General features: G+C 72.9%; 11 protein-coding genes. 8 read left to right on the forward strand and 3 right to left on the reverse strand.

What is annotated here, in order from left to right:
- The first annotated feature begins 23 nt into the window (after positions 1–23).
- Both ASE76_RS17860 and ASE76_RS17865 read left to right on the forward strand, forming a co-directional pair.
- The gene (locus ASE76_RS17860) at positions 24–512 is read left to right on the forward strand and encodes a hypothetical protein (RefSeq protein ID WP_055842734.1); all 489 of its coding nucleotides are present in this window, start codon (positions 24–26) and stop codon (positions 510–512) included.
- A 248-nt stretch (positions 513–760) separates the two neighbouring features.
- On the forward strand, positions 761–2503 hold the full coding sequence (locus ASE76_RS17865; protein ID WP_055842736.1) for a diguanylate cyclase: 1743 nt from the start codon (positions 761–763) through the stop codon (positions 2501–2503).
- 62 nt (positions 2504–2565) lie between these two features.
- Here the strand turns inward: ASE76_RS17865 and ASE76_RS17870 are convergent, their stop codons facing one another.
- The gene (locus tag ASE76_RS17870; RefSeq protein WP_055843074.1) at positions 2566–3534 is read right to left on the reverse strand and encodes a LysR substrate-binding domain-containing protein; all 969 of its coding nucleotides are present in this window, start codon (positions 3532–3534) and stop codon (positions 2566–2568) included.
- 100 nt (positions 3535–3634) lie between these two features.
- Here ASE76_RS17870 and ASE76_RS17875 point away from each other — a divergent pair, with 100 nt between their 5' ends.
- The 6 genes from ASE76_RS17875 (at position 3635) to ASE76_RS17900 (ending at position 11298) form a co-directional block, all read left to right on the forward strand.
- On the forward strand, positions 3635–5044 hold the full coding sequence (locus ASE76_RS17875; protein ID WP_055842739.1) for a D-serine ammonia-lyase: 1410 nt from the start codon (positions 3635–3637) through the stop codon (positions 5042–5044).
- A 96-nt stretch (positions 5045–5140) separates the two neighbouring features.
- Positions 5141–6121 carry a tripartite tricarboxylate transporter substrate binding protein gene (locus ASE76_RS17880; RefSeq protein ID WP_055842743.1) on the forward strand — a complete coding sequence of 327 codons (981 nt, stop codon included), beginning with the start codon at positions 5141–5143 and terminating at the stop codon, positions 6119–6121.
- Complete coding sequence (locus tag ASE76_RS17885) at positions 6118–7284, forward strand: DSD1 family PLP-dependent enzyme (RefSeq protein ID WP_055842746.1); 1167 nt, start codon at positions 6118–6120, stop codon at positions 7282–7284. Before ASE76_RS17880 ends, ASE76_RS17885 begins: the two co-directional genes overlap by 4 nt.
- A gap of 52 nt (positions 7285–7336) precedes the next feature.
- The gene (locus ASE76_RS17890; RefSeq protein ID WP_055842749.1) at positions 7337–8857 is read left to right on the forward strand and encodes an amidase; all 1521 of its coding nucleotides are present in this window, start codon (positions 7337–7339) and stop codon (positions 8855–8857) included.
- A gap of 11 nt (positions 8858–8868) precedes the next feature.
- Positions 8869–10011, forward strand: a complete 1143-nt coding sequence (locus ASE76_RS17895) for an FAD-binding oxidoreductase (RefSeq protein WP_055842752.1) — start codon at positions 8869–8871, stop codon at positions 10009–10011.
- Positions 10012–10107: 96 nt separating this feature from the next.
- Positions 10108–11298, forward strand: a complete 1191-nt coding sequence (locus ASE76_RS17900) for a GGDEF domain-containing protein (protein WP_055842756.1) — start codon at positions 10108–10110, stop codon at positions 11296–11298.
- A gap of 22 nt (positions 11299–11320) precedes the next feature.
- On the opposite strand, the gene ASE76_RS17905 is transcribed toward ASE76_RS17900, so the two are convergent.
- Together ASE76_RS17905 and ASE76_RS17910 are read right to left on the reverse strand one after the other, a co-directional pair.
- Positions 11321–12700 (reverse strand): TIGR03862 family flavoprotein, encoded by a 1380-nt coding sequence (locus ASE76_RS17905; protein ID WP_055842758.1) that lies wholly within the window; start codon positions 12698–12700, stop codon positions 11321–11323.
- Between the two features lie 8 nt (positions 12701–12708).
- Positions 12709–16596, reverse strand: a complete 3888-nt coding sequence (locus ASE76_RS17910; RefSeq protein WP_156362871.1) for a UvrD-helicase domain-containing protein — start codon at positions 16594–16596, stop codon at positions 12709–12711.
- Positions 16597–16970 lie beyond the last annotated feature (374 nt).

Below are 16970 nucleotides of genomic sequence, written 5' to 3' on the forward strand. Positions count from 1 at the left end.
GAATTTCCGAAAGGACACCACCCATGAACGCCTCCATCGAATCCCTCCGCGCCCGCCTCCGTTTCGCCGCCCTTGGCGGGCTTCTTGTCGTCGGTTCCGGCGCGGCACTGGCCCAGTCCACCTTGCCCGCACCGGGCATCGACAACAGCGGGAGCTTCCAGCAGGAGCGCAGCGCCTGCATGAACGGCATGACCCCGCAGAGCCGGGCCACCTGCCTGGAAGAGGCCCGCAACGCCGCGGCCGACAAGCGCAGCGGCCGCCTGGAGCAGGGTGGCGCCGATTACGCGGCCAACGCCGCCAAGCGCTGCGAGGTGTTCCAGAACCGCGAAGACGCCGCCGCCTGCATGGCGCGCGTTTCCGGTCGAGGCGAATGGGCCGGCACCGTGTCCGATGGCGGCATGATCCGGGCGGTCGAGACGATCAAGCTGCCCCGCGACACCTCCAACGTGGTCATCGAGCCCCGCTCGGCCGACCCGGTGATTTTGGCACCGGCCCGCGGCACGACGTACTGACCTGCCCCGCACCTTGTCGACGGCGCCTTCGGGCGCCGTCGGCATTTCTGGATCGCCCTTCCGGACTTCGCATGCGGACGCCGTGGCTCGTCATGGCCTTCGACTGAATCCGAACCGTACTCCGGGCGCGTATTGCGGCCGTCCCCCCGGCTTTCCCTTCGGTCGTTGCCGTCCGTCGTCTGCCCGGGCTCGCGTGCCCGGCCCTACCTAGACTGCCGCCTTTTCCATCTTCGTCCCTGCGCAGTCCCATGACCCTGGCCCGGCTCTCCGTCGTTCTCACTTCGCTGATCGCAGCGCTGGTCACCGCGCTTTTCGCCCGTATTTTTCTGGACGAGTGGCAGCGCTACCGGTCGCTGGGCGAGGGCCTGGTGTCGATGCAGGCCGCCCGCCAGGCACTGGTGGTGGCGGAAAAGCTCGCCTTCGAGCGCGGTCCGATGAACGCGGTCCTGGGCGACGGGGACAGCCCGACGCCCGATCACCGCGCGCGGCTGGCCGCGTCGCGGGCCCGCAGCGATGCGACGATGGAAAAGCTGGTCGACTACATCGAGCTCGCAGGCCACGCCGCGGACCGCGACACGCTGCCGCTGCTGGAGGAAACGGCGCGTGCCGTGGCCCGTGCCCGCGCCGAGATCGACCGCCTGGCCGACCTGCCCCGGTCCCGGCGGGACCCGGTCGCGGTGCGGCAGGCGCAGCAGGACATGTTCGCGGTCGTTCCGCCGCTGATGGCCGCGCACACCGCCCTGTCGCGCAATGCCACCGACGCCTACCGGCCGATCTCCGAGGGCATGGCCGGCGCCCGCATGTGCGCGGAGTTGCGCGAATATGCCGGGCAGCTCGGATCCCAGTTCACTGTGGCGCTCACCACCGGCCAGCCGCTGACGCCCACCGACCACCAGAGCATCGGCTTCCTGCACGGCCGGCTGGTGCAGCTGCAGACCCTGGTGCAGCGACCACTGATGCGGCTGCCGCCCGACGCACCGGCGCGCGTGGCGCTGGAGACGATGGACCGGCGCTACTTCGGCTCGGGCCTGCATTTCGTGTTCCTGATGCAGGAGCGCAGCCGCCTGGGCGAGCCCTACGGCTACGACGCCGCGGCCTTCGCCCAGCGCTACGTGCCCGACATGCAGCCGATCCTGGACCTGCGCGACGTGCTGGTACAGGACGCCTTCGCCGGGGCCCAGGAAGCGCGCAGCGTGGCACGGCGCCGGCTGGCGATCACCGGCAGCCTCAGCGCCCTGATCCTGGCGGCGCTCGCGGTCAGCGCCTGGGCGCTGCGGCGACGCGTGGTACGCCCGCTGCTAGCGGCCGCCCAGACGCTGCGCGACATCGCCGACGGACAGCTCGACAAGCCGGTGCCCGGCTCGGACCGCACCGACGAGGTCGGCGCGGTGCAGGACGCGCTGCAGCGGCTGCGCACCGGCGCGGTGGAGAAGCGCCGGCTGGAGCGCGAGCACATCCACCTGATCGAGGACCTGGAGCGCCTGTCGCTCACCGATCCGCTGACCGGCATCCTCAACCGCCGCGCCTTCACCGAGGCACTGCGCAACTCCGCCACCCGCGCCGATGCGCGCCACCTGCCGATCGCGGTGATGTTGTTCGACATCGACCATTTCAAGCAGGTGAACGACCGCCACGGGCACGAGGCCGGCGACCGGGTGCTGATGCGGGTGGCCGCCGTCGCCCAGAACATGCTGCGCACCGGCGAGACGGTGGCACGCTACGGCGGCGAGGAATTCATCGTGCTGCTGGTGCACCCCGACCCGGCCGGCGCGATGCGCGCGGCCGAGCGGCTGCGCAGCGGCATCGAGGCGGCCTGCATCGACCTGCAGAACGGCCAGCAGGTGCGCGTCACCGCCAGCTTCGGTGTCGCCACCGCGCGCAACGCGCTCTGCAACCTGGAAGACCTGCTGCGGGCCGCCGATACCGCGCTCTACGCCGCCAAGGCGCAAGGCCGCAACCGGGTGGTGCTGGCGCAGGATCCCGGCGCGTAGAGCGGGAGGCGCAACATTTCAGGCCCCGATGCGGGCCGGGCGGAGGGGGCCGGCCCGCACCGCTACCGGCCCGCTGCCGGCATCCACTGCGCCAATACCGCATCGCGCTGCAGCCGGAAGCGCGCCGCCTGCGCCGCCAGCCATGCCTGCACCAGTGCGGTGTGGGCCGTCGGGTCCATCTCCGACACGAAGTAGTAGGACGCGCGCGACCGCACCGGCCGACCGAAGGGCGCCACCAGCCGGCCGGCGGCCAGGTCGTCCAGCACCAGGGCCGCCCGGCCGATGGCGATGCCCTGCCCGGCCAGCGCCGCGCCCACCGCCAGTTGCGACAGGTTGAAGTGGTGGCCCTGCCCCATCGGCGGCACCGGCGCGCCGGCATGGCGGAGCCACTGCTCCCATTCCTCGTACGGCCCCGCGCCCGCCCAGGCGCTGGTGTCGTGCAGCAGCAGCGCGCCGTGCAGGTCGGCCGGCGACCGCAGCGCCGGATGCGCCGCCAGGAAGCCCGGGCTTGCTACGGGCAGCAGCCACTCGTCCAGGAACTCGGTCGCCTGCAGGTCGCGGTAGTCGCCCAGGTCGAAGCGCACCGCGGCGGCCACGTCGTCGCGCGCCATCCGCTCGCGGTCGAGCGCGTGGAACTCGCCGATCACCCGCAGCCCCACCTCGGGGTGCGCGCGGAAGAAGTCGCCGAGCCGCGGCGTCAGCCAGCCCATGGCGAACGAGGGAGCGCAGCTGAGCGCGGTGGGCCGGTCGTCGGGGGCCGCCTTCAGCTGGCCCAGCGAACCCTCGATGGCCTGGAACGATTCCCGCAGCACCACCGCCAGCCACTGCCCCTCGGGCGTCGGCACCAGGGCCCGTGGGGTCCGCAGGAACAGCGGCCGCTGCAGCCAGCCCTCCAGGTGCTTGACCTGCTGGCTCACCGCGCCCTGGGTCACGCACAGTTCCGAGGCGGCCTTGGTGAAGCTGCGGCACCGGGCGGTCGCCTCGAAGCACCGTAACCATGCGAGCAGCGAAGGGGTGAGGCGGATCTGCATGATGGTCATTAGTCTGGCTAATCGGGGGACCACTATAAATGCATTGTGGGCCGCGGCAGCGGAGCCAACAATGAACCCACCACTCACAACGCTGCCGCAGATGTCCGACCTCTCCATCGTTCCGAATCCGCCGGCTGCCCTCGCTGCCGATGCCGATCCCGCCTTCTCGCTCGCCGACCTGGCGGCCGGCCGCCCCGTGCTCTGGGCATCGGACGAAGCGGGCGATCCGGCGTCCGGCGGTGCGCTGCACGGCATTAGCCCCGCTGATGTCGATGCGACGGTGGAGCGGCTCGCCCGCTTCGCGCCGCTCCTGGCGCTGCTGTTCCCCGAACTGGACGCGAGCGCCGGGCGCATCGAATCGGAGCTGGTGCGGGCACCGCGGCTGCAGCAGGCGCTCGGCATGCCGGAAGGCTTCGGCACCCTGCTGGTCAAGGCCGACCATGCGCTGCCGGTCGCCGGATCGATCAAGGCACGCGGCGGCATCCACGAGGTACTGGAGCACGCCGAGGCGCTGGCCCTGGCGCACGGCCTGCTAGCCCCCGGCGGCGACTACCGGGTGCTGGCGTCGCCCGCGGCGCGGGCGCTGTTCGCCGCCCACCAGGTGGCGGTGGGCTCCACCGGCAACCTGGGCCTGGCGATCGGCGTGATGGCCTCCGCGCTGGGGTTCGAGGCGGTGGTGCACATGTCGGCCGACGCCAAGGAATGGAAGAAGGCCCGGCTGCGCAAGCGCGGCGTCGAGGTGGTCGAGCACGCCGGCGACTATGCCGAAGCGGTGGCCGCGGGCCGGCGCGCGGCCGACGCCGATCCGCGCTGCCACTTCGTCGACGACGAGCAGTCGCGCTCCCTCCTGCTCGGCTACGCCGCCGCGGCACCGCACCTGGCACGGCAGCTGCAGGCGCTGGGCCGCACGGTCGACGCGCAGCACCCGCTGTTCGTCTACCTGCCCTGCGGGGTGGGCGGTGCGCCGGGCGGCATCGCCTACGGGCTGGCGCAGATCTACGGGCCGCACGTGCACTGCTTCTTCGCCGAGCCGACCCGCTCGCCCTGCTTTCTGGTGCAGATGCTGGCCGGCACCCCGGTGCTGGCGCACCTGGGCTCCAACCCCTCGGTCTACGACGTGGGCCTGGACAACCGTACCGAGGCCGACGGCCTGGCGGTGCCCCGCGCCTCCGAGCTGGCCGCCGACGTGGTGCGGCCGCTGCTGGGCGGCGTCTACACCGTCGAGGACGAGTACATGTTCCGGCTGCTGCACACCGCCGCGGCCACCGCATCCATCCGCATCGAGCCTTCGGCCGCCGCAGGCCTCGCCGGCCCCGCGATGCTGCGGGCCAGCGCCGCCGGACAGGCCTACCTCGCCCGGCGCGGCCTCGCGGACCGCATGGCGCAGTCGACCCACATCGCCTGGACGACCGGCGGGCTCTTCGTGCCCGACGAGGAGTACGAGCGCCTCCACGCCCGCGGCGCCGCCGCTGCCGGCGCCCCTGGCCGCCCGGCGGGCGCCGCGGCCTGAGCCTGCAGGGCCAGCCGCCTCTCGCCGTTTTCGCAATCCGTTCTCCCCAGCCCACCCGCCATCGGCCCTTCCTCCACCCACTCCGAGCACCGCAGCATGAACCGCAAAACCCTCCTCGCCTGTGCCGCCCTCGCGGCCGTCGCCCTCGCAGCACCGGTGGGCACCGCCTGGGCGCAGGCCGCCTACCCGTCGCGTCCGATCACCCTGGTGATCCCGTTCCCGCCTGGCGGCGCGACCGACGTGGTGGGCCGCCTGGTCGCCAAGACGCTCGGCGACAAGCTGGGCCAGCCGGTGGTCGCCGACAACCGCGCCGGCGCCGGCACCACCATCGGCGCCACCTACGTGTCGAAGGCGGCGCCCGACGGCTACACGCTGCTCATCAGCTCGGGCACCACCTTCACCGTCAACCCGGCGATCCAGCCCAAGCTGGCCTACGACCCGGTCAAGAGCTTCGAGCCGCTCGGCATGGTGGCCCGCACCGGGCTGATCCTGCTGGCGCACAAGGACGTGCCGGCGAACAATCCGAAGGAGTTCGTCGCGCTGGCCAAGGCCTCGCCCGACAAGTATTCCTACGCCTCCTTCGGCACCGGCACCACCGCACAGTTCACCGGCGAGCTGATCCTGCGCGCCACCGACACCAAACTGCTGCACGTGCCCTACAAGGGCAGCGCCCCGGCCATGACCGACCTGATGGGCGGGCAGGTGCCGTTCTCGGTCGACACGGTCGCCGCCGCGATCCCGCAGCTGAAGAACGGCAAGATCAAGGCGATCGCGGTCACCACCGCCAAACGCTCGGCCCTGCTGCCCAACGTGCCCACCTTCGCCGAGAGCGGCTACGACATCGACGCCGACACCTGGGTCGCGGTGGTGGCCCCGCGCGGCCTGCCGCCCGAGGTGCGTGCCAAGCTGGAAAAGGCGCTGGCCGACACAGTCGCCAACCCGGAGATGCGCGAGAAGCTCTCCGCCGCCGGCCTGGAACCGCGCTTCATGGACGGCGCCGCGCTCGGCTCGCTGATCGAGAAGGAGCTGCCGGTGATGCGGGCGATCGCGCAGCGTGCCAACATTCTCCCGGAATGAATACGCACACCACCACCTCCTCTCTCCCTTCCCCGGCCGGCGCGCCCCTGCTGCAGCCCGCCGCGGTGCCTGGCCTGCCGCTGGCGCAGGTCGACACGCCGGCCCTGCTGCTGGACCTGGCCGTCTTCGAGGCCAACCTCGACCGGATGCAGGCCGCCGCCGATGCCGCCGGCATCCACCTGCGGCCGCATGCCAAGGCCCACAAATGCCCGGCGGTGGCGTTGGCCCAGGTGGCGCGCGGCGCGGTCGGCATCTGCTGCCAGAAGGCGAGCGAGGCGCTGCCCTTCATCGCCGCCGGCATCACCGACATCCACGTCAGCAACCAGCTCTCGTCGGCCCGCAAGGCACGCCTGCTGGCGCAGGCCGCGCTGGCGGCCCGGATCAGCGTCTGCGTGGACGATGCCTCGCAGGTGATCGCCCTGGCCGACGCCACCGCCGCCGCAGGCAGCCGGATCGGCGTCTTCGTCGAGATCGACATCGGCCAGGGCCGCTGCGGGGTGGCGGATGCCGACGCGGTGCTGCGGCTGGTAGAGGTGATCGGCCGCCATCCGCAGCTCGACTTCCGCGGCCTGCAGGCCTACCACGGTGGCATGCAGCACCTGCGCGCCTGGGACGCCCGGCGCGCCGAAGCGCGGCGCGCCGCGGACCGCACCGGCGCGGTCGTGGCAACCCTGGCCCAGGCCGGCGTGCGCTGCGCCACGGTGACCGGCGGCGGCAGCGGCAGCGTCGAGTTCGACCTGCATACCGGCGTCTACACCGAGCTGCAGCCGGGCTCCTACGCCTTCATGGACCGCGACTACGCCGAGAACGAAGGCGGCCACGGCCTGCGCTTCTCGCACGCCGCATTCCTGGCGACGGCGGTGATGAGCACCGCGGCCGGCGCCCACGTGGTGGTCGATGCGGGGCTGAAGTCGCTGGCGGTCGATTCGGGCCTGCCGGCCGTCTGGCCGCCCGGCAGCGGGCTGGTCTACCGCGCCGCCAACGACGAGCACGGCATCGTCGTCGCGACCGACGGCGCGCCGCTGCCCGCCCTCGGCAGCGTGCTGCAGCTGGTGCCCGGCCACTGCGACCCGACGCTCAACCTGCACGACGAGCTCGTCGCGTTCCGCGGCGACACGGTCGAGGCGGTATGGCCGATCTCGGCGCGCGGCCTGAGCCGCTGAAGACCGCCCCTGCCCCGGATACCTCCCAATTCCAGAAGAGACAACGCACACCATGGACGCCACCGACATCGTCGCCCTTCCCGCCACCGACATGCGCCGCCTGATCGGCGCGCGCCAGCTCTCGCCGGTCGAACTGCTCGACGCCTGCATCGCCCGCATCGAGGCGGTGAATCCCTACGTGAACGCGGTCGCCGCGACCTGCTTCGACCGGGCGCGCGACGAGGCGAAGGCCGCCGAGCGGGCCGTCGCCTCCGGCGCGCCGCTGGGTTTGCTGCACGGACTGCCGCTGGGCGTGAAGGACCTGGAAGAGACCGCCGGCCTGCTGACCACCTACGGCTCGCCGATCCACCGTGCCAACGTGCCGGCCGCCGACAACGTGCTGGTCGCGCGGCTGCGCGCCGCCGGCGCCATCGTCGCCGGCAAGACCAACATCCCCGAGATGGGTGCCGGCGCCAATTCGCGCAACCCGGTCTGGGGCGCCACCGGCAACCCGTTCGATCCCAACCTGAACGCGGGAGGCTCCTCGGGCGGCTCGGCCTGCGCGCTGGCGCTCGACATGTTGCCGGTGTGCACCGGGTCGGACACCGGCGGCTCGCTGCGCATCCCGGCCGCCAAGTGCGGCGTGGTGGGCTTCCGGCCCTCGCCCGGGGTGGTGCCCAGCTCGCGCAAGCCGCTTGGCTGGACGCCGATCTCGGTGGTAGGCCCGATGGGCCGATCCGTGGCCGACGCCTGCCTGCAGCTGGCCGCCACCGCCGGCGTATCGGTGAGCGACCCGCTGACCTACGAGCTGGACCCGCTGTCCTTCCTGCTGCCGAAGCCGGTCGATCTGGGCAATCTTCGCGTCTGCTACACCGAAGACTTCGGGGCCTGCGCGGTCGACAACGGCATCCGCGCGGTGTTCCGCGACAAGATCGCCGCGATGCGCCACCTGTTTCGCAGCTGCGAGCCGCTCGACATCGACCTGGGCGAGGTGCACCGTTGCTTCGACGTGCTGCGCGCAGAAGCCTTCGTCGCCGGCATGCGCGACGCCTACGAGCGCGACCCGGCCTCCCTCGGCCCCAACCCGCGCGCCAACTACGAGATGGGCGCCGCGATGCGCCTGCTCGACAGCGCCTGGGCGCAGGCCGAGCAGACCAAGATCCTCAAGCGCTTCCAGGCCGCTTTCGAGCAGTTCGACGTGGTGCTCGCGCCCACCACGCCTGTCTCGCCGATGCCCTGGACCGAGCCGCACGTGGCCACGATCAACGGGGTGGCGCAGGAGAACTACTACCGCTGGCTCTCGCTCACCTACGTGACGACGCTGACCACGCACCCGTCGCTCGCCCTGCCGTGCGGCACCGACCGGGCCGGCCTGCCCTTCGGCCTGCAGGTCGTCGGCCGGTTCCGCGCCGACCGCCACACGCTGGGCGTGGGCCATGCGCTGGAACAGGCCTTCGCCGGCGACCCGGCCCTGCGCCGGCCGGTGCCGGACGTGTCGCGGCTCCGACATGCGCAGCCCGCGCTGACCTCCATCGTCACCGCGCCGCCGGTGCTGGATGCCCGTGCCGCCAGCGGCGCCGCATCGGTCGTCTGAGGAAACGAACGATGGACATCTACGACTTCGCCATCGTCGGCGCCGGCATCGCGGGCGCATCGGTCGGCTACGAGATCGCGGACTCCGGCGCGGTGGTGCTGCTGGAGCGCGAGAGCCAGCCCGGCTACCACACCACCGGCCGCTCGGCCGCGCTCTACATGGAGACCTACGGCACGCCCGCGATCCGGGCGCTGACGCGGGCCAGCCGGGCGTTCTACGACGCGCCGCCCGAGGTCTTCGGCACCGACCCGATCCTCACCCCGCGCGGCGTGCTGCACGTGGCGGGACCCGACCAGGCGGACTTGCTGGATGAGGCCTGGACGGAGCTCTCGGCCCGCTCCGGCACGGTGCGCCGTGTCGACCGCGCCGAGATCGCCGCGCTGGTGCCGGTGCTGCGGCCCGAGGCCGCGGCCGCCGGCATCGCGGAAGACGGCGCAGCCGACATCGACGTGCATGCGCTGCACCAGGGCTACCTGCGCGGGTTCCGCCGCCGCGGCGGCCGGCTGCTGGCCGATGCCGAAGTCGCCGCCCTGCAGCGCAGCGACGGCCTCTGGACCATCGCCCTGGCCGACGGCCGCACCCTGCAGGCCCGCACCCTCGTCGACGCGGCCGGCGCCTGGGCCGACGCGCTGGCCGCGATGGCCGGCGCGCCGCCGATCGGCCTGGAGCCGCGCCGCCGCAGCGCCTTCACCTTCCCCGCGCCGGAAGGCGTCGACATCCACGCCTGGCCGGCGGTGGTCGGCATCGACGAGACCTACTACTTCAAACCAGACGCCGGACTGCTGCTGGGCTCGCCCGCCAACGCCGACCCGGTGGCGCCGCACGACGTGGTGCCCGAGGAATTGGACGTGGCCCTGGGCATCCACCACATCGAGCAGGCCACCACGATGCGGATCCGCCGGCCGCACCGTACCTGGGCCGGCCTGCGTTCCTTCGTGCCCGACGGCGACATGGTGGTCGGCTGGGACCCGCGGTGCGAAGGCTTCTTCTGGCTGGCCGGCCAGGGCGGCTACGGCATCCAGAGCGCGGCGGGCGTCGCCATGCTCGCGCGCGCGCTGCTGCTGGACGAGCCGCTGCCGGATGCGTTGCGGCGGGCGGGCGTCGATCCGGCCGCGTCGTCACCGGGCCGGCTGCGGACAAACCCCGGGCCTTGAACTTTATTTGCCGGTCTCGCCTGCTCCAAGGCACCGGACGCGCGGGTTGAGGTGCACAGTAGGGTCCGATACCCCGACTTTCACATCAAGGTACCGATGGACGACGGCCCTGGATGCAAGAACGAACCCGACGCGGCCGCGGTGGCGGCCAGGCGCATCGCCGGCATCGGCATGCCGCGCACGAACGATGTTCCGGTCGATATCCGCAGCATGCGGGAACTGCAGTCGCTGGGCATCGTGGCGCAGGCGCTGGGCCTGGTGGCCCTGATCGGTGCGTGGGCCATCGCCGAGCCCGCCTACCAGTACGACCTGAAGGTGCTGGGCCTCCTGTGCGCGCTGGTGAGCCTGGGACTGATCGCCATGCTGTTCGTGAAGACGCTCGGCCGCATCTTCCTGCTTACCACCCTCACGGTGAGCCTGCTGGCCGAGGCGTTCTACCGCGTGGCGTCGGTCAGCCCGTCGGGCCATGCCTGGTGCCTGGTGATCGGCATCGTGTTCGTGCTGGTGATGGCGCCGATCTTCGCCACCGTGCCGCAGTACGTCACCGCGCTGGTCGTGATCGCGCTGCTGTTGAGCCGCGGCGAATGGATCCGGCTCGCGCCGGAACGCGACCTGGGCTGGAACGTGTTGCTGCTGGGCGCGGTGGCGGCGATGGGCATCTTCCTGAACTTCGCGTTCTCGAACCTGCGCCATGCCGGCTACCGGCAACGGCTGACGCTGGAAGCGATGGCCTACCAGGACGCCCTGACCGGCCTGGACAACCGGCGCAGCATGATGGAGCGCCTGCGGGCGCTGGAGCATGCCGGCGGCCTGCAGCAGACCTGTTTCCTGATGGTCGACATCGACGATTTCAAGCAGATCAACGACAGCTTCGGCCACGACCACGGCGACGCGGTGCTGAAAGCGCTGGCCAATGCGATGCGCGACCATGCGGTCCCCCACACGACGGCGCGGCTGGGCGGCGAGGAGTTCGGCGTGCTGATGGAGACCGCGGGCCGCCAGGACGCGGCGGCCCTCGCCGAACGGCTGCTGGCGGCGGCGCGCGGCCTGGCGCGCCACCCCCTGCAGTCCGCTCCCGCCGACCGGGCACCGCTGGGCATCAGCATCGGCTTGGCCTGCGGACGCGCCGGCGACCGCACGGGCGACCTGCTGCGCCGTTCCGACGAAGCGCTGTACGCCGCCAAGCGGGCCGGCAAGAACTGCTGCCGGGCCGATCCCGAAGCGGCGACCGGCCCGCTGCCGGAACCGTCGGCGCCGCTGGCGCCGCAACCGACGGCCGCGGCCTGAGTCCGGCCGGCCCGCGCGGTCCCTAGCGGCTTGCCGGTGCGCGGCCCAGGAATGCGCAGACGCCCGCCGCCGCCGCCACGCCGCTGGCCATGCAGGCCGTCATCAGGTAGCCGCCGGTGGGCGCCTCCCAGTCGACCATCTCGCCCGCGCAGAAGACGCCGGGCAGCGCGGCGAACATGCCGTGGGCATCCATCGCCTCGAACGGCACGCCCCCGGCGCTGCTGATCGCCTCGTCGAGCGGACGGGGCGCGGCCAGGGTCACCGGCAGCGCCTTGATCGCGGCGGCCAGCGCCGCCGGCTGGCCCATGGCCTCCTTGCCGAGCAGTTCGTACAGGATGCCGGCCTTGATGCCGTCGATGCCCAGGCGGCTCTTCAGGTGGCTGGAGAGCGAGCGCGAGCCGCGCGGATGCCGCACCTCGGCCAGCACCTGCTCGGGCGTGCGGTCGGGCAGCAGGTCCAGGTGGAAGGTGGCGCTGCCGTGCGCCGCGATTTCGTCGCGCAGCAGGGCCGACGCGGCATAGACCAGGCTGCCTTCGACGCCGGTGGCGGTGGCGACGAACTCGCCCCGCCGCGCGAAACGGCGGCCGTCCTGCGTCTCGACGCGGATCGCGACCGACTTGAACGGCTGTCCGGCGAAGCGCTCCGCGAAGACCGGCGTCCATCCGGTGGTGGGCGCGTCGCCCCGGCCGACCAGCGCCTTCAGGAAGCCCCGCCGGCTCTCGACCTCGTCGTCGCCGCCCGCGGGCCGGCCCGCCACGTCGAAGCCGCAGTTGGCCGGCGCCAGCGGCACCACCGGCACGCCGCGTGCCTCCAGCAGCGGCACCCAGGCGCCGTCGGAGCCGAGCCGCTTCCAGCTGCCGCCGCCGAGCGCCAGCACCACCGCGCCGGCCTGCACCGCGGTCTCGCCGGCGGGCGAGGAGAAGCGCAGCGCGCCGTCTTCCGCCCACCCCGACCAGCGGTGGCGCATGTGGAACTGCACCGGCTCGCCGATGGCGGGATGCCGCAGCCGGTGCAGCCAGGCGCGCAGCAGCGGCGCGGCCTTCATGTCGGTCGGGAACACCCGGTCGGAACTGCCGACGAAGGTGCCGATGCCCAGGCCCTCGGACCAGGCGCGCACCGCATCGGCGCCGAAGCCCTCCAGCCACGGCGCCACCTCGGCCTGGCGCGCGCCGTAGCGGGTGGCGAAGCGCTCGGCCGGCTCGGCATGGGTCAGGTTGAGGCCGCCCTTGCCGGCCAGCAGGAACTTGCGGCCCACCGACGCCATCGCGTCGTACACATGGACCTGCAGTCCCGCCGCCGACAGCCGCTCCGCCGCCATCAGGCCGGCCGGGCCGGCCCCGACGACGACGACCGGTGCGTGGGGTGCGAGGGAAACGGGGGCGAGGGCTTCAGCGTCGGACATCGGAGCATTCAGGAAAAGAGGTCGCCCTGCGCCGAAGGCGGCGCTGGCGGGGGTGGCGTCGGCTTGCGCCGGGGCGTCGGGGGCAGGGGCGGCACCGCATCGGGTCGCGCCACCGCCGGGGGCACCGGGTCGGGCGCCGTGTCCTGCATTGTCGCGGCGGCGGCCCGGTCGGAAAGGAACGGCTCGGCAGCCGGCTGCGCACCCCCGGGCGGCGGCGTATCGGGCACCACGCTCGCCTCCACGACCGCCACCGTGCCCCGCCCGGTCAGGAACGCGGCCAGCACCGGCTCGCCCGGAAACGCGGCCTGCACCGCCGCCCGGTAGGTCCGCAGTTGGGCGACCAGTTCGGGCTGCCGTTCGGGCATGCCGGCGGATTTGTAGTCGATCACCCACCATTCGCCGCTGTCCCTGCGGCGCACCAGGCGGTCGATCCGCAGCGGCTCGCCGGCGTGGCTGATCGGCACCTCGTTGCCCTGCCAGTCGAGCAACGCGTCGTCCCACACCCAACGGCCGTCGCCGTGGCGCACCGCCCGGGCCAGGGCGGCGGCGCGGGCGGCCTCGGCGTCGTCCAGGCCCCATTCGCGGGCGGCGGCGTCGCGCTGCGCATCGGAAATCGAGGTGTCCCCGGCCTGCGCCCATTCGAGCATGCGGTGCATCGCCTGGCCGATGGCGGCCTCGATCTTTCTCTCCGGCGCGGCGATTGCTACCGAATCCATAGCAGGAAGCCGGTAGCCTTCGACGGCCAGCGGCAGATAGGGCATGTAGAAAGTTTCCACCGCCGGCGGCGGGGCCGGTGCTGGCCGGGCGCGGCCCTCACCCCCGCCCTCTCCCAGAGGGAGAGGGAGCCGGTCCGGCGGGTGCGCAAGGAATTGGGCGGAATCGGGCGCCGTGTCATGGATGCCGACGTCACCTCCGCCTCCACCCGAGCCCGAGCCCGGGCCCGGGCCAGCAGTCACAGCACCAACACCAACACCAACACCAACACCAAGACCAAGACCAAGACCAAGACCAGCATCGGCATCGGCATCGGCATCGGCATCGGCATCGGCCGCAGAAACGCGAGCGGCTGCGGCATCCTGGAAAGCGAGGACATCGTCGAAGTCGATGTCGGCAGATGCGGATGTCGGCGCGGCGGCGGCGGGCGCGGGCACGGGCGCCGCCTCTACCGGCTCGGCCAGCGCTTCCATCCGGCGCCACCAGCTGCCCACCGGCGCGCGGTGCGGCTCGACGCAGGACAGCACCAGCCGGCCGCGCGCGCGGGTGGTGGCGACATAGAGGCCATTGAGCTCCTCCCGGCGGCGCTCCACCTGCTCGGCGGCGATGGCGGCGGCGGCGCCCGGCGGCGGCTTGCTTTCGCTGGCGAAGAAGAGCAGCGACTGCGGGACCGGCGCCTCGCCCGGCCAGTCGACCAGCACGCCCATCGTCTCGCCGCGCGCGGGGGCGGCGTCGGTATCGAGCAGCAGCACCAGCTCGGCCTCCAGGCCCTTGGCACCGTGCACCGTCAGAAGCCGCACCGCGTCGGCATCGGCCCGCACCGGCGCCTTGACGCCGCCGGCACGCAGCTTGCGCACGAAGCCGTAGGGGGTGGAGAAGCGGCCCGCGTCGATCTGCAGGGCCGCGCCCGGAACGGCGCGCAGCCGCGCGACGACGGTGCTGCGCAAGGCGGCCGGGGCGGCCGCGGCGAAGCGGGCCAGCAGGTCGCCGTCGTGGTAGATCGCATCGATCGCATCGTGCGGCGGCAGCCGGTCGACCCAGCCGCGCCAGCGCAGCAGCGTGGCGCCGGCGGCCTGCAGACGGGGCAGCAGATCGGCCGGCACCTGCGCGTCGGGCTGCTGCAGCAGCGACCACCAGGTACTTCCGGTGGCGTCGGACCGGCGGGCCAGCGCGAGCTGCACCAGGTCGTCGTCGGAGAAACCGAAGATCGGCGACTTGAGCGCGCGGGCCAGCGACAGGTCGTGGCCGTCGGAGAGCAAGGCGTCCAGCAGCGCGACGACGTCCTGCACCTCGGGTGCATCGCGCAGGTCGGTCTTCTCGGGCTGCTGGGCGGGGACGTGCAGGGCCCGCAGCGCCTCGTCCATCGCGGAGAGCGCGACGCGGCGCCGCGCCAGCACCATCACGTCGCGCGGATGCAGGCCGCGCGCCTGCATCTGGGCCACCAGCCAGTCGGCGGCCTGGCGGCATTCGCGGTGGCGCAGCGTGTCCTCGGGCAGCACCCGCGGGGTGGTGAGACTGTCGCGCCAGGCGGGCGCATCGTCGTCCGCCTCGGCCTTGTCGTCGCGCGGCACGACCGGCAGGCGCAGCACCGCGCCGGGGGCGTGCGACTCGGTGGTGTGCGGCCGGAAGCCGTCGTACTCGCCCGCGTCCTGCGCGGCGCCCATCGCGGCATTGACCGCGTCGATCACCGCCGGGGCGTTGCGCCGGGTGTGGTCGCAGGCGAGCCGGTCGCCGCCCAGGCCTTCGACCACGAAGCGCTGCGCCGCGCGGAACACCTGCGGCTCGGCGCGGCGGAACCGGTAGATGCTCTGCTTCGGGTCGCCCACCAGGAACACGCTGGGCGCATCGCCGGCACCGGCGCCGACATAACCCGACAGCCACGCCTGCAGCGCCTGCCATTGCAGCGGGTTGGTGTCCTGGAACTCGTCGACCAGCAGGTGCCGCACCCGCGCATCGAGCCGCTGCTGCACCCAGCCGGCCAGCACCGGGTCGGAGAGCATCGCCTGCGCGGCCCGCTCGACATCGTTCATGTCGACCCAGCCGCGCTCGCGCTTCAAGGCGGCGTATTCGGCCACCAGCACCCGCACCAGCCGCGCCATGCGGTGGTGGTGCAGCCAGGCGGCGTGCTGCGATTCGGCCTCGGCGCAGCGCTGCACCAGCTCCTGCGCGGCGCGGACCGACTCGATCCCTTCCAGCTTGTCGTTGAACTTGCGCGGCTCGCCGGCCTGGGTGAGCAGCGCGGCGCGGATGCCGGCGGCGTCGCCGGCGGTGACGGCCTGCTCCAGCGCGGCGCCGGCGGCGGAAAAGGTCTTGGCGCTGGCACGGCCGAGCGCGCGCGAGGCCGCATAGAGCGCGTCGCGCTGCGACAGCAGCCAGTCGACCGGCCGGGCCGACGAAGCTCCGGGATCGCCATCGCCTGACGCCGGCGACCCGGCCACCATGTCGGGCCACAGCGTCTCCCACCGCGCGATGGCCCCGTCCACCACGCCGGCGCCGTCGGCCAGGGTGAACTCGATCCGCCGCTGCAGCGCCGCGGCCAGCGCCTTGTGGGTCTGCGAGCGGCCGTGCACCGCGACCAGGGCGTCGAAGTCGGCATGCAGCGCCGGATCCTCCAGCACCACCGAGTAGAAGCGGCGCCAGACGCGAGCGACGGCCTCGGCATCGTCCTGCAGCAGGTCGTAGCTGGTGGGCAGGCCCAGCTGCTCCAGCACCGCCAGCGGCGCGGTGCGCAGCAGCGCGGCGAACCAGCTGTGGAAGGTGCGCACCTGCACCGGCCGGCCGGCTGCGAACACGTCTTGCTGCAGTTTCGATAGCAGCATGCCGAGGTCCACCACCGGCTGCAGGCCTTTCGGATCCACGACCTGTGCTTCGGGCACGCCACGGGCGCGCAGTTCGGCCACCCGCTCGTCGTACGGCATCGCGGCGAAGTCGGCCAGCCATTCCTGCAGTCGCTCCCGCATCTCCCCGGCCGCCTTCTTGGTGAAGGTGATCGCCAGGATCTCGTGCGGCGGGCAGCCCTCCAGCAGGGCCCGGACGATGCGCGACACCAGCATCCACGTCTTGCCGGCGCCCGCGCACGCCTCCACCGCCACGCTGCGCCGCGTGTCGCAGGCGATCGCATAGAAGCGCTCGCGCGACACCCGCCGGCCGTTGTGTTCGTAGGCCAGGTCCTGGTCTGTCATGCGGGGCGGGCCTTGCCTTGGCGCGACCGCGAAGGTCGACACCCGGATTTGAATGGAAAAGGGCTGTAGCCGTCGTCGGATGCCGGCCTGTAGCTATTTAATCGATAGCAGACGCGGTTTCGAAGGCGGTGGGGCGTGGTCCGGGACCGCGCCGACGGCGTACTCCGCTCCGCGAATGTCCCCCGGCCTGCGGCCTCCTCCTTTATTTCGCTGCGCGGAGCACGCCATCGACGCGATCCCTGCGGCAGCGCCTGATCGGCGATTGGAGAAAACAGCGGCCCGGTTTCGCCAAAGCGAGCCCACGTGCCTCTCGACAGCGAAACACGGCGCCCCGCCATACGACCCGCGACGGCCGATCCGCCCCGCACGACACG

Origin of the sequence: Xylophilus sp. Leaf220, assembly GCF_001421705.1 — a bacterium.
Classification (GTDB): domain Bacteria; phylum Pseudomonadota; class Gammaproteobacteria; order Burkholderiales; family Burkholderiaceae_C; genus Xylophilus.

Coding starts and splice junctions, on each gene's coding strand:
- ASE76_RS17905 (WP_055842758.1), bottom strand. CDS start 12,700: ATGTCCGACGCTGAAGCCCTCGCCCCCGTTTCCCTCGCACCCCACGCA.
- ASE76_RS17910 (WP_156362871.1), bottom strand. CDS start 16,596: ATGACAGACCAGGACCTGGCCTACGAACACAACGGCCGGCGGGTGTCG.
- ASE76_RS17890 (WP_055842749.1), top strand. CDS start 7,337: ATGGACGCCACCGACATCGTCGCCCTTCCCGCCACCGACATGCGCCGC.
- ASE76_RS17895 (WP_055842752.1), top strand. CDS start 8,869: ATGGACATCTACGACTTCGCCATCGTCGGCGCCGGCATCGCGGGCGCA.
- ASE76_RS17865 (WP_055842736.1), top strand. CDS start 761: ATGACCCTGGCCCGGCTCTCCGTCGTTCTCACTTCGCTGATCGCAGCG.
- ASE76_RS17875 (WP_055842739.1), top strand. CDS start 3,635: ATGTCCGACCTCTCCATCGTTCCGAATCCGCCGGCTGCCCTCGCTGCC.
- ASE76_RS17880 (WP_055842743.1), top strand. CDS start 5,141: ATGAACCGCAAAACCCTCCTCGCCTGTGCCGCCCTCGCGGCCGTCGCC.
- ASE76_RS17870 (WP_055843074.1), bottom strand. CDS start 3,534: ATGCAGATCCGCCTCACCCCTTCGCTGCTCGCATGGTTACGGTGCTTC.
- ASE76_RS17860 (WP_055842734.1), top strand. CDS start 24: ATGAACGCCTCCATCGAATCCCTCCGCGCCCGCCTCCGTTTCGCCGCC.
- ASE76_RS17885 (WP_055842746.1), top strand. CDS start 6,118: ATGAATACGCACACCACCACCTCCTCTCTCCCTTCCCCGGCCGGCGCG.
- ASE76_RS17900 (WP_055842756.1), top strand. CDS start 10,108: ATGGACGACGGCCCTGGATGCAAGAACGAACCCGACGCGGCCGCGGTG.